This is a genomic window from Nonomuraea sp. B1E8 (assembly GCF_039871515.1).
Classification (GTDB): Bacteria; Actinomycetota; Actinomycetes; order Streptosporangiales; family Streptosporangiaceae; genus Nonomuraea.
The window spans coordinates 74,621-87,660 of record NZ_JBDPLS010000004.1; the positions used below are offsets into that span (position 1 = coordinate 74,621).

The following is a 13,040-nucleotide window of genomic DNA, read 5'->3' on the forward strand; positions in this document are numbered from 1 at the left end:
TTACCAATGGTGCGGTTTATCACTGTGTAACCGGATTTATGACGTTAAACCTCGCAAAGAGCTGATTGGGAGCGCTCCCACCACAAGAGACATCTTTTGTGTCGCATCAAGGGCATGTCGCCAGCGCGTCATCAGGACGATCTAGTGCGGCCTCGACGAAGTTACGGCCGAGGCCTCGGGCCGAACCAGACCTTGCTCCTTTTTCGGTGGCGGTAGCGCGGCGGTCACCGCGCAACGGGGGCCGAGGCGACCAACTCGGGCAGTGGCGTGCCGCGCGCATCGTCCGCACGGCGTCCTGGCCGCGGCGTCGGCGCCCGGACTTTGTGACAGTGCGGGCATATGACGTGTGTCACCGGTCTCGAGTGTCACACAGTGGTGGGCTCCGGCGCCTTGTGCATAGAGCAGGGATCGCGGGTGAGCAGGCGAGGAGTCAGGTATGGACAAGCGCCGGGATGCGGCGACGGGCACGGCCGAGCCGGTGGCTGGTGGTGGCCGGATGGGTCCGGCGACCGAGGCGTTTCTCGCCCACCGCAATCTGCTGTTCACCGTCGCCTACGAGATGCTCGGCTCGGCGGCCGACGCCGAGGACGCGTTGCAGGAAACCTGGTTGCGGTGGGTCAGGGTCGACCTTGGGCAGGTGTCCGACCAGCGCGCCTACCTGGTGCGGGTCGTCACCCGGCGCTCGCTGGACCGGCTGCGCACCATGAGACGCCGCAAGGAGGACTACGTCGGCTCCTGGTTGCCTGAGCCGCTGCTCACCGCGCCGGACGTGGCCGAGGACGTCGAACTCGCCGAGAGCGTGTCGATGGCGCTGATGCTTGTCATGGAGACGCTGTCGCCGACCGAGCGGGCCGTCTTCGTGCTGCGCGAGGTCTTCGGCATCGGCTACGAGGAGATCGGGGCCGCCGTCGGCAAGACGCCGGCGGCCGTCCGGCAGATCGCGCACCGGGCCCGCCGGCACGTCGATGCCCGGCGGCCTCGCGAGGTGGTCTCCCCGAACCAGACCCGGGCGGCTCTGGAGTCGTTCCAGCGCGCGTTGGAAACCAGGGACCTGCAGGGCCTGCTCGACGTGCTCGCCCCTGAGGTCGTTCTGGTGAGCGACGGTGGCGGCGTCAAGCAGGCCGCGCCGCAGCCGATCACCGGTGCCGACAAGGTGGCCCGCATGATCGTCAACGGCCTCGGCAAGGCCCGGATCGCGCTCACCAGCGAGCCCACCCTGGTCAACGGCAACCCGGCACTCCTCCTGCGCGTGGACGACGAGATCGACGGCGTCATCGCGGTCCGGGTCGAGGACGCCCGCATCACCGGCCTCTACTACGTCCGCAACCCGCAGAAGCTGACCCGCATCGCATCCGAGACCCCACTCACGCTGAGGTAGTCCGTCAGCCGCCGCGCCTTGATCACGGCATCGCGGCAGTGCGGAGCATCCCGAGCGAAGGAATCCGTTCATCGGCACACGTGCGGACCGGCCCGCCTTGTGACCACGTCAATCGGCAGTGTCACAGGAATCGGGTCGGCACCGTCACATGGCCATAAGTACAACGATGTCAGGAGAGAACATGACCTCAGTATTGATCACTGGAGCGAACAAAGGGCTGGGCTACGAGACCGCGCGTAGGCTCGGAGAGCTGGGCTGGACGGTCTTCCTCGGCTCACGTGACGAGGGTCGGGGAAGGGCCGCCGCGCAGAAGCTGGCCGCCGACGGCGCACACGTCATCATGGTTCCGTTGGACGTGACCTCGGATGAGTCGGTGGCCGGGGCTGTGCGGCTGGTCCGGGAGCACACCGACCGGATCGACGTGCTGATCAACAACGCCGGCACGCCGGGCGGCGGTGTCAACCCGGCGGACGCGACAGCCAAGGACATCCACGCCGTCTACGACACCAACGTGTACGGGCCGGTCCGGGTCACGCACGGGTTCCTGCCGCTGTTGCAGGCGGCCGACAACCCGCGGGTGGTGATGGTCACCGGCGCCGGGGGGTCTATCGCCGTCGTAACCGACCCCGCGCAAGCCGTCTCGAAGATGTACGAACTCGCCTACACCTCGTCCAAGGCGGCGTTGAACATGATCACAGTCCGATACGCCCAGGCGCTGCCGGCCATCAAGTTCAACGCCGTGACCCCCGGCGAGGTGGCCACCGGCAAGTTCACCGCCACCGACATGAACATCCACACGGGCGAGCTGACGGTCGCCGAGGGCAGCGATCCGATCATCGAGCTCGCGACGCTCGCCTCTGACGGGCCGACCGGGGTCTTCATCGATCGCCTCGGCCCCATCGCCTGGTGAACATCTTGGCGAGCGCCGGCACGAGCCGAGATGTTTCAGCGTGATCTGGCGTGGAACCCCGGGCGTTCACGTTCACGCCCGGGAGGAAACGACAGCGCGGGAGGGCCCCCAGGCCCGAGCGGTGCCGTGACGGCTGACTTCGCGTGAGCGGCTCAGCCTGGTCGCTTCTGCAGCAGCAGGCTCGCGATGCCGATCAGCTCGTCGGTGCCGAGATCGTGGCCGTGCTCGCGTACCAGCATGCCGAGCAGGTCCTCGCCCGGGTCCGCCTGCGCGCGGCCCACCAGGCCGGCCATGCAGGCGCGGTCCTCCCGCTGCGCCGCGACGCGCTGCTCCATCGGCAGGGAGGCGTCCAGCATGCTGGCGGAACGCTCCTGGAACTCGGCGCGGTCGGCATGCGGCACACCCAGCAGCTCGCAGATCACCAGCGAGGGCACCGGCAGCGCGAAGTGCTGCACCAGATCGGCCGGCCTGCCCGCCCGCCCCAGATCGCCCCCGCGGCCGGGCCGACTTTCCCGATGAGGCGGTCGACTAGGTCGCCGACAAGCTGACCGACTGGCTGGCGGTCAACGTCGCGCACGCCGAGCGACAGCCCGACCGGGTCCGGGAGGAGCTGCTCAAGCACTGCCGGGCCGAACGGATCGAGCCGCCGAGTCCGGGGCGGATCACCCGGATCGTGCGGTCGGCTCCGCACAACGCGGAGGAGACCTGGTTCGATCTTCCCTCACGGGCATCAAGCGTGAACAGACCCCGCCGGACGTGCCGGACGGGGTCGTGGTGTGCGGTGACCCTTCAGACCAAGAGTCCCGGGGGTTCGGGTGCTCCCGGGCCTGACGGCCGGGCGGTGGCCATGTCGTGGCGCGCGGCGGAGCTGTCACCGGCATCATGCCGACGGCCACTGCCGCCGGCATGGCCTGGTCAGCTTGCGGTCTGCCCGCCGCAGAACGCCGCCTTGACGAGCCGGTCCAGCAGCTTCGGAAAAGTGGCGAGGTCGAATGCGGCGTCGCCGGCGGTCAGCGAGGCGGTCAGGGTCTTGCCGCCGTCGGGCGAGCTGTACATCAGCGCCGCGTACCCTCCCGGAGGGCTGCCGTTGTGGTTGAGCACGGTGCCGCAGGTCGGGCCCAGGTCCTGCACGAACATCCCCAGGCCGTAGCGGCCGTAGAGGGGGTCGCTCTTCGGGTGCGGCGTGCGCATCTCGGCCCGCAGTTCGGCCGGCAGGAACTTGCCGCCGTTCAGCGCGGAGAAGAACGTCTGGAGATCCTTGGTGGTCGAGATCATGTCACCGGCGCCGGCCAACAGGGAGAGGTTCTGGCGGGAGACGTCGGCCACCTTCCACTGGCCGGCGTCCTGGTAGCGGAAGTAGCCGTGGGCGTACGGCCTGGGCAGCTGTGCCCGGTTGCCCGGCACCACGGTGCCCTTCAGCCCGAGCGGCCCGACGATCCGCCGCTTCAGCTCCGCGTCGAAGGAATGGCCGGTGACCTTCTCGATCAGCAGCCTGGCCAGCGTGTAGTTGGTGTTGGAGTAGCTCCAGTCCTTCCCGGGCGCGAACTTCGCCGGCTTGGACAGCGCGAACCGCACCAGCTCCTGTGGCCGGTAGGAGTGGAACCGGTTGTCCAGCCACTCCTTGCCCGCCGCGGGGAGACCGGGCACCCATGTCCCGTCGGGGTCGAGGTCGCCGGTGTAGTTGAACAGACCGCTGGTGTGCTGCAGCAGCATTCGCACCGTGATCCGCCGGTCCAGTCCGAGCTTGGGCAGGTAGCCGGCCACCGGGGCGTCCAACCCGATCTCGCCCTCGGCCACCAGTTGCAGCACCACGGTCGCGACGAAGGTCTTGGTGACGCTGCCCACCCAGAAATGCCCGTTCTTCGGCGGCTTTGCGCTCGCGCCCAGCTTGCGCTGCCCGACGCTTCCGGCCCACTCGCCCCGCTCATCGTTCATGCGCACCTGCACACCGAGGAAACCGGCATCGACGAACGCCTGGACGGCCTTCTGCAGCTCTGGGCGATCCTGCCCGGCGACGGCTCTCGACACGGCCGCGCTGCTGTCCGCGGCGGCCACATCCGCCGTAGCCACCGCGGGTGCGATCGTCCCGGCCAGCAGCCCGGCCGCCAGCGCTGTGACCGCCACCGGCCGGAAGACGGTGTGTCGGCGCCTCGGCGCGCCACCGTCACGGCCTATCGTCCCGAACGCTTCGACGTGCGTTGCACCGCCCCGGCTGAACAGGGCGGCCAGCCCGGGAATCCGCCCGGACTCGACATGCCGTGCCAGCACCTCGCGCAGTCTGCGCAGCCCTGCTGCGGAGAAGCCACGGTTGCCTTGTCCCATCATGAATGTCCTCACCTACAGTGTTCGATCCACAGTGTTCGATCTTGCGAGCCCCGTCTCGGCATGGCGCTCATGGGCAGCCGTCAGCGACGCACGAGGGCCGGGAGCGAGGTCGGCGTGGCCGGTTCGCAGCCCTGAGGGTGTAGTCGCTGAACCGTTCATCGCATCCACCATCGCCGGCCGCGCTGATATCGGGCCGTCACCGGGCTGACGCCGCCGCTGACATGCCCCGAACACCGCGCCAAAGGTCAGGTCGACCGCACCAACCACCGGGCGGCCATCACCATCGATGTCCTCAACGGCGCCGATTCGACAACCGCCCAAAGCCCTTGACCGTGGCCGATCGGGTGGCGCAGACGGTGGCCGCGCTGGTGCTGGAGCCTCGAACCGAGTCGATCTTCCATGACGACTCGTTCGGATACCGGCTGTGGGAGCCCGGAGGCGAAACTCCTCCGGGCCACCCGGCCGGCTAACGCTCGCCTAGCGGGCCGCGAAGGCGACGACGGCGAGCAGGACCGTGGCCGCGGCCAGCGCGGGCACGGGGCCGGTGGCGACGTGCAGCGCGGCCCCGCCCAGCGCCCCGAGGAACATCGCTGCGATACCCGCGGTCCGGCGCCGGGCCGCCCGCCCCCGGCCTTCGGCGAGGAGCGCGGTGAGGGTGGTGGTCAGGACGTTCGTGTTCATGTCGGGCACCGCCAGCTCGCGTACGGACGCGCTCTGCATGCCCATGCCGCCGGCGAGCAGCGCGATGAGCGCCGCCTGCGCCGGCGGCTCGCGGAAACCGGCCAGCTGGGCCGTCACCAGGGCGACCGCCACGAGCAGCGCGTTCGCGGCGGTGAGCAGGACGAACGCCCGGCGCTGGTCCGTCACGCGCCCGATCGCCCGTCCCGTGGCCCAGGCGCCCGCCGTGAAGGACAGCAGGGCCACCGGCGACCCCCACAGGGACAGCCGCTCCTCCCCGGCCAGGGCGAAGCCGACGAAGACGATGTTGCCCGTCATGTTGGCGGCGAAGACGCCGTGCAGGCCGAGGAAGCTGACGGCGTCCACGATCCCGGTCACGACGGTCAGCAGAACGAGCAGAGCGGGCACGATGTCGTGCGGGTTCGCGCCAGGAGGGAAGAGCCGGTCGGCGAACCACCGCAGCCCTCCGGTCACCCCGCCGCCCCGGCCGGCCGGTCAGGCGCCTCTCCCGTGCTCGCCGCCGGTGCGGGACCTCTCGCCTGCATCACAGTCGGATACTCTCCGTGATCGCGCGGCTCCCGCAATCCCGACACGCTCAGGAGCGTGACGGCGTCGTGCGATAGAGGTCGTCGACGGCCGCCAGGACACGTTCGCGGGCCGCGCCCGCGGGGACGACGTCGATGAGCACGTACGCGGCCAGCCCTTCGGCCAGCGCCACCAGGGCGGGCGCGGACCGGCCGGGGTCCACGGCGGCGGCGATGCGCCCGGCCCGCTGGTCGGCGCGGATGAGGTCGGCCATCTGGCGGTGGAAGTCGTCGTACAGCACCCGCAGCCGGGCCGCGATGCCCTCCTCGGCGAACGCGAGCGCGTGGAAGGACTGCCGCACGCGCATGTGGGCCTCGGTCGCGGGGTCGTGGGGGATGAGCTCGGTGAGCACGGTGGTGAGCACGACGCGCGGCTCGGCCACGTCGAGGTCCTGGCCGACCCGCTGCCTGATGCGGGCGCTGCTCCGCTCGTTGCCGCGCTCGAAGGCGGCCTCGACGAGCTGCCGCTTGGCGGGGAAGTAGTGCTGGACGCGGCCGGGTGAGATGCCGGCCTGGGCCGCCACCTCGCTCAGCGACACGGCGGCGAGGCCGCGGTCGGCGACGATGGCGAGGACGGCGTCGGCGATCTGCCGGCGCCGCTCCTCGTGCTGGGCTCCGGGCCCACGGGTGCGCCGGTCCGCCATGCCATCCCCCTTCTCGATGTGATCACATTGGTTTGACCGGTTCAGTGTAGCCGGGTTACGGTCGTACGCATGGCAGATCAATGCGATCATATTGGATTGGTGTGAGGCCGGTCCGGCTCGCCCGGCTGCTGCCGCTGGCCGGTTCCCGCCACCTGCTCACCCTGGGAGCGCTCAGCGTGGGCGCGGCGGTGCTCGGACCGCTCAGCACGATCCCGCTCGGCCTGCTGATCGACCACGGCGGCGCGGCGCAGGTGGTCGCCCTGCTGCTCGTGCTGCTGGGGCAGGAGCTCTGCACGGCGCTGCGCGAGCCGGCCGGAGCCGCCGCCGCCCGGCGCATCGACGGCGTGCTGCGCGCCAGGGTGCGGGCCGCCGCGACGGCCATGCCGCTGGCGCGCCTGGAGCACCCGCGGGTGCAGGCCGACGTACGGCTGGCGCTGACCGGGCACCGCGGGCGGACGGCGGGCACGGCGGCGGTGGCGCTGGCCGGCGAGGCGAGCAGGGCGGCGTCGGCCCTGTTCGGCGCCGTGGTGCTGGCCATGCACGTGTGGTGGGCGGCCCCGGTCGCTCTGGCCCTGTCGATCGCGCAGAACCGGCGCATCGCCGCGATGCTGGTCGGCCCCGGCGGTGCGGAGTCGCTGGCCGACAGCCCCGAGCAGGTCGTGCGCCTGCGCCGGGCCGGCTACCTGGCCGAGCTCGCCGGTGGGCCGGGCGGCGCCAAGGAGATCCGCGTCTTCGGCGTGGACGGGTTCCTCATCGGCCGGTACGTGACGGCCATGCGCGCGTTCCTGACCCCGCAGGCGCGCGGGCGCCGCGCCGTCGTGCGCGGGTACGCGGCCGTGCTGGGGCTGCAACTGGCCGGGGCCGCCGCGACGTTCGGGACGCTGGCCTGGCTGACCGCCGCGGGCGCGCTGGGGGCCGCCGCCCTGGCGCAGAGCGTGCTGGCGGCCCTGCTGGTCTTCGCGTACGGTGCGGGCGGCCACCAGATGTTCGAGATCGCCCACGGGAGCAAGCCGTACGAGGCGACCCTGCGCCTGCTCCACCCGTCTCTCACCACCACCACGCCGGCGATCCCCGGGCCTGCCGGGCGAGTCGGCGAGGGGCCCGGGCTGGTCAGGGTGACGTTCGCCTACCCCGGCCGCGCGGAACCGGTGCTCAAGGAGCTCGACCTGCGGGTGCGGCCGGGGGAGCGGCTGGCCGTGGTCGGGCTGAACGGCGCGGGCAAGACCACCCTGGTCAAGCTGCTCACCGGCCTGTACACCCCCCAGAGCGGCACCGTCGGCGCCGCCGAGGACGCCGCCGTGGTCTTCCAGGACTTCGCCCGCCACCCGCTGCCGCTGCGCGACAACGTCCGCCTGGGCGCGCCCGCGTACGAGGGGACGGACGCGGACGTGCTCGCCGCGCTGGCCGCGGTCGACGCGCTCGACCTGCTGGAGGGGCTTCCTCGCGGCCTGGACACGCCGCTGTCGCGGTCGTTCAGCGGGGGCCGTGACCTGTCCGGAGGGCAATGGCAGAAGGTGGCGCTGGCCCGGGCCGTGTACGCGCTCGGCGCGGGCCGGCGGATCCTGATCGTCGACGAGCCCACCGCCCACCTGGACGCGCGGGCCGAGCAGGAGGTGTTCGAGCGGCTGCTGGACCGCACGCGCGGGCGCACCTTGGTGCTCATCTCGCACCGGTTCGCCACCGTACGGCGGGCGGACCGGATCGTCGTCCTCGACGGCGGCGCCGTGGCCGAGCAGGGCGGTCATGCCGAGCTGCTGGCTTTGGGCGGCCGTTACGCGCGCTGGCACCGCCTCCAGACCGCCCTGATCGCGGAGGCGGGCCGGTGACCGCGACCCTCCGTACGCTGCTGACCCTGGCCTGGCGCACCGACCGGCGGGCCCTCCTCACCCTGGCCGCCTTCCTCGCCCTGGGCGCCGTCAGCCAGGGACTGGTCGGCGTCTTCCTGCGGGCGCTCACCGACACCGCCACCGCCGGCCACGGCGCGCGGGCGGCCCTGTGGGGCCTGGCCGCCGGGGCGGCGCTGGCCACCGGTGTGGCGCTCGGCCGCGCGGAGCTGGCGCTGATGGAGGAGCTGGCCGAACGCATGGGCCTGTCCGTGCAGGAGGAGATCCTCACCCTCACCTCGGGCGTGCCCACCATCGAGCACTTGGAGCGGCCCGCGTACCTGGACAAGCTGGCGATGTTGCGCGACGAGAGCCGTCAGCTGTACTTCGCGGTGTGGGCGCTCGCGCTGGTCGCCGAGCATGCCGTGCAGATCGGGCTCGGCGTCGTGCTGATGGCCGCCGTGCATCCGCTGGTGACGCTGCTGCTGGGCGGCGCCGTGCTGCCGTCGCTGCTGGTACGCGGCCGCGCGGCCCGCCACGTCGACGCGGCCGCCGAGCGCACCGCCGAGACGGCCAGGCTGGAGCAGCACCTGTCCGAGTCCGTCACCACGCCGCGGACGGCCAAGGAGATACGGATCAGCCGCGCCGCGCCGGCCCTGGAGGCCATGGCCGCGCACCGGTGGGAGGAGGTGTCGGCGGAATTGTCGCGGGCCAAGGTCAGGTCCGCGCTGCTCACGTTCGCCGGTTCGGGCACGTTCCTGGCCGGGTACGTGTCGGCGCTCGGCTGCACGGCCTGGCTGGCCGCCCAGGGGCGGGCCACGGCGGGCGACGTGGTCCTGGTGGCCACGGTCGGGGTGCAGTTCGTCACCCAGGCGTCCCGGCTGGCCTTCCACCTCGGGTCGGTGGCCGCCGGCCTGCGCGCCGCCGCGCGGCTCGCCTGGCTCCGCGCCTACGCCCGCACCCACGACCCGGCCCTGGCGGAGTCCGGCGGCGACGCACCCCGCGCGGATGCGAGGGCGGCCACGAGTGACCACGGGCGGCAACGCGTTGTCCGCGGGGCCGAGCCGCCTGAGAGCTTCGCGCAGGGCATCACGCTGCGGAACGTGACGTTCACCTACCCCGGAACCACCCGGCCGGTGCTGCGCGGGATCGACCTGAGCCTGCCCGCCGGCGCGACCGTCGCGCTGGTCGGGTCGCACGGCTCGGGCAAGACCACCCTGGCCAAGCTGCTGTGCGGCCTCTACCAGCCCTCCGGCGGCGAGATCCTGCTGGACGGCGTCCCGCTGCGGGACGTGCCGGCCGTGCGCTGGCGGCGCCGGATCAGCGCCGTGTTCCAGGACTGGGTGCCGTTCGAGCTCGCCGCCGCCGAGACCGTCGGCATCGGCGACCTGCCCCGAATGGACGACCGCGCCGCCGTGGAGCGGGCGCTGGAGCGGGGCGGCGCCACGGAAACGGTGGCCGGGCTGCCCAGGGGCCTGGACACCGAGCTGGGCGACAGCTTCGAGGGCGGCGTGACGTTGTCCGGCGGGCAGTGGCAGAGCCTGGCCCTGGCGCGCGCCTCGATGCGGGAGGAGCCGCTGCTGCTCGTGCTGGACGAGCCGACCGCCTCCCTGGACGCTCCCGCCGAGAGCGCCGTCTTCGCCCGGTACGCGCAGGCCGCCCGCCGCCACCGCGCCGCCATCACCCTCCTGATCACCCACCGCTTCCCGACGGTGCGCATGGCCGACCTGATCGTGGTGCTGGACGGCGGGCGGATCGCCGAGCAGGGCGCTCACGGCGAGCTCATGGCCCGCCGGGGCCGCTACGCCGAGCTGCACGCCATCCAGCGGGCGGCGGCGGACGGCTAAGGCCGCCGGCCACCCGGGGCGGAGACGCGAGCGAGCGCGCGTCCCGCACGGGACGCGCGCTCGTCAAGCGGCGGAGGTCAGGCGGCGTACTCGGGGTAGCCGTAGCCGACGACGTCGGACTTCGGACGGGTCCGCTCCTCGACCTTGCCGTTGCCGGTGTTGCCTTCGATCGTGGAGATGGTGCCGTCGCCGTTGTCCTTGACGACGAAGCCGACGTGCTCGATGTCGGTGAGCTTCTTGCCGCCGTCCCAGGCGAAGAACACCACGGCGCCGGGCTTGGCCTTGGTGCCGAAGCGGTCGTTGGCGGCGAACCACTTGGCGTGGGTGACGGTGTAGGCGTCCCAGCCGATCTGCGGGCGGGCGCCGGTCTGCTCGCCGACCCAGGAGACGAACATCGCGCACCAGGCGGCGTTCAGGTACGCGGCCCGGTTGCCGCCGTCGCGGGCGATGGTCTCGGCGGCGCGCTGCGAGTCGGCGTACCACTTCTGGTACGGGGTGCCGCCGCCGGCGGCGTTCTCGGAGGTGCCGACCTGGGTCTTGGCGAAGTCCAGGACCTGGGAGGCGGTCACGTTGACCTTGGTCTCCCCGGCCGCGCGCTGCTTCGAGTCGGTCACCGGGGAGACGGCGGCCGGCTTGTCCGCGGGGTGGGTGTCGGCGTTGGCCGCGGCGACGTTGACGCCGAAGGCCGAGGCGAGGACGCCGGCGCCGAGCGCGGCGGAGGTGATGGTTCGCTTGGGGATCGCGGTAAGACGGAACGTGGCCATCGAGGGGGTAACTCCTTGCTTCCATGCCGCTTACCGGGTTAGCTGACGGGTTCGGGCGTGGAAGCTGCCCTACGGCACCAGAGTGCCGATTCACCCCAAAGGACGTGGGTCCCCGGTTCCGCGTGATGCGGATTCAGCGGTCACAGGACGATCCTGTGATCTATCGTGCGATGGTCAGACATAGCCGGACAAACCGGACGTATGCCGTAAGTTGCCCCACAAGGTAATACATGGGGCAAGAGGATTACAACTACATAAAGGCCCAGCTAGGCGAGTTGCCTGCGAGCGTCGGCCAGAAGCCCTGCCATGGCAAGGGATTCGTCAAGGGGCATGATCGAGGATTCGGTCCTGCCCTCGGCCGTGGCGGCGCGGACCTCGCGGAGCTCACCGGCGTATCCGTTGTCGGCCGGATCGAGCACATGCTCTTCCGGCTCCATGGAAGGCCCGGTGAGGACGATCCGCTCCGGCGCCCAGAACGGCGCGTGGATGTCCGCCCGCATCTGCGTACCTACAACACAGGCCTGGTTCGGGTAATTCCCCAGCAAGGAGGTTTCCACGAAAGCCCGCCTGCCGCCGGGATAGAGCAACACCCCGCCCGCCTCCGCGTCAACTCCGCTCGGCGCCAGGGAGCCCGTCATGCGCAGGCCGGTGGGCATGCCCAGAAGCAGCTGGGCCAGGCCGAACGGGTAGACCCCCAGGTCGAGCAGCGAGCCCCCGCCCAGCTCCGGGGCCCACAGCCGGTGCGCCGGATCGTACGGCATGGCGAAGCCGAAACTGGCCTGCACCGACCGGATCTCGCCGAACCGCGCGTCGGCGGCGATGAGGCGGATCAGCGGGTTGAACCGCATCCACATGGCTTCCATCAGGAACACGCCCGCCTCCCGCGCCAGGCGTACCATCTTCTCCGCGTCGTCCACGGTCGCGGCCAGCGGCTTCTCGCACAACACGGCCTTGCCCGCGGCGATGGCGGCCTGCGCGACCCGCAGGTGCTCGGTGTGCGGCGTCGCCACGTAGATCGCGTCCACCGCCGGGTCGGCGCACAGTTGCTCGTAGGAGCCGTACGCCGACTCCGCGCCCAGCTCGGACGCCAGGGCCTGCGCCCGCCGCAGCTTCCTGGAACCGACGGCGCCCACCCGCATCCCGGGCTCGGCCACGATGGCCGCTCCCACGGTCCGCGCTATGACGCCCGTCGCCGCGATGCCCCACGTGAAGTCCCGCACGCGGACGATGCTAGACGATCAGATCAGATTGAACGTGTCAGGGTCGCCTCCGATGCGAAGGCCCCTGTTGAGCGCGCCGATGGCGGCCATGCTCTCCGGATCGAGGATGAAGTCGAACACGTCGATGTTCGCGGCGATCCGCGACGGCGTCACGGACTTGGGAATGACGACGTTGCCGAGCTGCAGGTGCCAGCGGAGCACGATCTGCGCGGGGGTCTTGCCGTGCTTGTCCGCCAGCACCGCGAGCGCCGGATCCTCGAGCAGCCCCTTGCCCTGGCCGAGCGGGCTCCACGCCTCGGTGAGGATGCCGTTGGCCTCGTGGAAGGCCCGCATCTCCCGCTGCTGGAAGTACGGGTGGAGCTCGATCTGGTTGATGGAGGGTGTGATGTCGGTCTCGTTCATGAGCCGGGTGAGCGTGCCGACGGTGAAATTGGACACGCCGATGGCCTTGGCCCGCCCGTCACGGTAGATCTTCTCGATCGCCTTCCACGCCTGTACGTACCTGTCCTGCTTCGGCACCGGCCAGTGGATGAGATAGAGATCGACGTAGTCGAGCCCCAGCCGGGCCAGGCTCTCGTCGAAGGACTCCTCCGCGCGGGCGTGGTCGGCGTTGGGCAGCTTGGTGGTGACGAACACCTTCTCGCGGCGCAGGCCGGACGCGCGCACGGCACGCCCCACGCCCTCCTCGTTCTCGTAGGCGGCGGCGGTGTCGATGTGCCGGTAGCCGGCCTCCAGCGCCGTCGTCACCACCTGCTCGGCCTCGCCGGCAGGCACCTGCCAGACGCCGAAGCCGAGTTGCGGGATCTGCACGCCGTCCGTGTTGAGCATGAGCGAGTTCATGGTCTCCATTGTTCACGCACCGTTTCT

At 71.4% G+C, this 13,040-nt stretch carries 12 protein-coding genes and 1 riboswitch; of the genes, 5 read left to right on the forward strand and 7 right to left on the reverse strand.

Annotated features, from left to right (window positions below):
* Positions 1-436: 436 nt before the first annotated feature.
* Both ABGA98_RS15335 and ABGA98_RS15340 read left to right on the forward strand, forming a co-directional pair.
* Positions 437-1,378, forward strand: a complete 942-nt coding sequence (locus ABGA98_RS15335; protein WP_347618947.1) for an RNA polymerase sigma-70 factor — start codon at positions 437-439, stop codon at positions 1,376-1,378.
* Between the two features lie 181 nt (positions 1,379-1,559).
* Positions 1,560-2,288: an SDR family NAD(P)-dependent oxidoreductase gene (locus tag ABGA98_RS15340; protein ID WP_347618948.1), complete on the forward strand. Its 729-nt coding sequence runs from the start codon at positions 1,560-1,562 to the stop codon at positions 2,286-2,288.
* Between the two features lie 152 nt (positions 2,289-2,440).
* Here ABGA98_RS15340 and ABGA98_RS15345 read toward each other — a convergent pair whose 3' ends face one another.
* Positions 2,441-2,743: a hypothetical protein gene (locus ABGA98_RS15345; RefSeq protein ID WP_347618949.1), complete on the reverse strand. Its 303-nt coding sequence runs from the start codon at positions 2,741-2,743 to the stop codon at positions 2,441-2,443.
* A gap of 460 nt (positions 2,744-3,203) precedes the next feature.
* Positions 3,204-4,613: a serine hydrolase domain-containing protein gene (locus ABGA98_RS15350; protein WP_347618950.1), complete on the reverse strand. Its 1,410-nt coding sequence runs from the start codon at positions 4,611-4,613 to the stop codon at positions 3,204-3,206.
* 332 nt (positions 4,614-4,945) lie between these two features.
* Between ABGA98_RS15350 and ABGA98_RS15355 the strand changes: the two genes are divergently transcribed.
* Complete coding sequence (locus ABGA98_RS15355; RefSeq protein ID WP_347618951.1) at positions 4,946-5,083, forward strand: hypothetical protein; 138 nt, start codon at positions 4,946-4,948, stop codon at positions 5,081-5,083.
* 7 nt (positions 5,084-5,090) lie between these two features.
* On the opposite strand, the gene ABGA98_RS15360 is transcribed toward ABGA98_RS15355, so the two are convergent.
* Entirely contained in the window at positions 5,091-5,765 is a 675-nt protein-coding gene (locus tag ABGA98_RS15360; RefSeq protein WP_347618952.1) for a YoaK family protein, read from the reverse strand.
* A 121-nt stretch (positions 5,766-5,886) separates the two neighbouring features.
* Positions 5,887-6,519: a TetR/AcrR family transcriptional regulator gene (locus ABGA98_RS15365; RefSeq protein WP_347618953.1), complete on the reverse strand. Its 633-nt coding sequence runs from the start codon at positions 6,517-6,519 to the stop codon at positions 5,887-5,889.
* Positions 6,520-6,620: 101 nt separating this feature from the next.
* Between ABGA98_RS15365 and ABGA98_RS15370 the strand changes: the two genes are divergently transcribed.
* Together ABGA98_RS15370 and ABGA98_RS15375 are read left to right on the forward strand one after the other, a co-directional pair.
* Positions 6,621-8,345, forward strand: coding sequence for an ATP-binding cassette domain-containing protein (locus ABGA98_RS15370; protein ID WP_347618954.1), 1,725 nt, complete (start codon positions 6,621-6,623; stop codon positions 8,343-8,345).
* Entirely contained in the window at positions 8,342-10,189 is a 1,848-nt protein-coding gene (locus ABGA98_RS15375; protein WP_347618955.1) for an ABC transporter ATP-binding protein, read from the forward strand. The genes ABGA98_RS15370 and ABGA98_RS15375 overlap by 4 nt, the downstream gene beginning before the upstream one ends.
* A 77-nt stretch (positions 10,190-10,266) precedes the next feature.
* Here the strand turns inward: ABGA98_RS15375 and ABGA98_RS15380 are convergent, their stop codons facing one another.
* The 3 genes from ABGA98_RS15380 to ABGA98_RS15390 all read right to left on the reverse strand — a co-directional run bounded on the left by ABGA98_RS15380 (position 10,267) and on the right by ABGA98_RS15390 (position 13,013).
* Positions 10,267-10,953 (reverse strand): CHAP domain-containing protein, encoded by a 687-nt coding sequence (locus tag ABGA98_RS15380; RefSeq protein WP_347618956.1) that lies wholly within the window; start codon positions 10,951-10,953, stop codon positions 10,267-10,269.
* 12 nt (positions 10,954-10,965) lie between these two features.
* A riboswitch (cyclic di-AMP (ydaO/yuaA leader) is annotated at positions 10,966-11,102 on the reverse strand.
* A gap of 117 nt (positions 11,103-11,219) precedes the next feature.
* Positions 11,220-12,173, reverse strand: a complete 954-nt coding sequence (locus ABGA98_RS15385) for a Gfo/Idh/MocA family oxidoreductase (RefSeq protein ID WP_347618957.1) — start codon at positions 12,171-12,173, stop codon at positions 11,220-11,222.
* A gap of 18 nt (positions 12,174-12,191) precedes the next feature.
* On the reverse strand, positions 12,192-13,013 hold the full coding sequence (locus ABGA98_RS15390) for an aldo/keto reductase (RefSeq protein ID WP_347618958.1): 822 nt from the start codon (positions 13,011-13,013) through the stop codon (positions 12,192-12,194).
* Positions 13,014-13,040 lie beyond the last annotated feature (27 nt).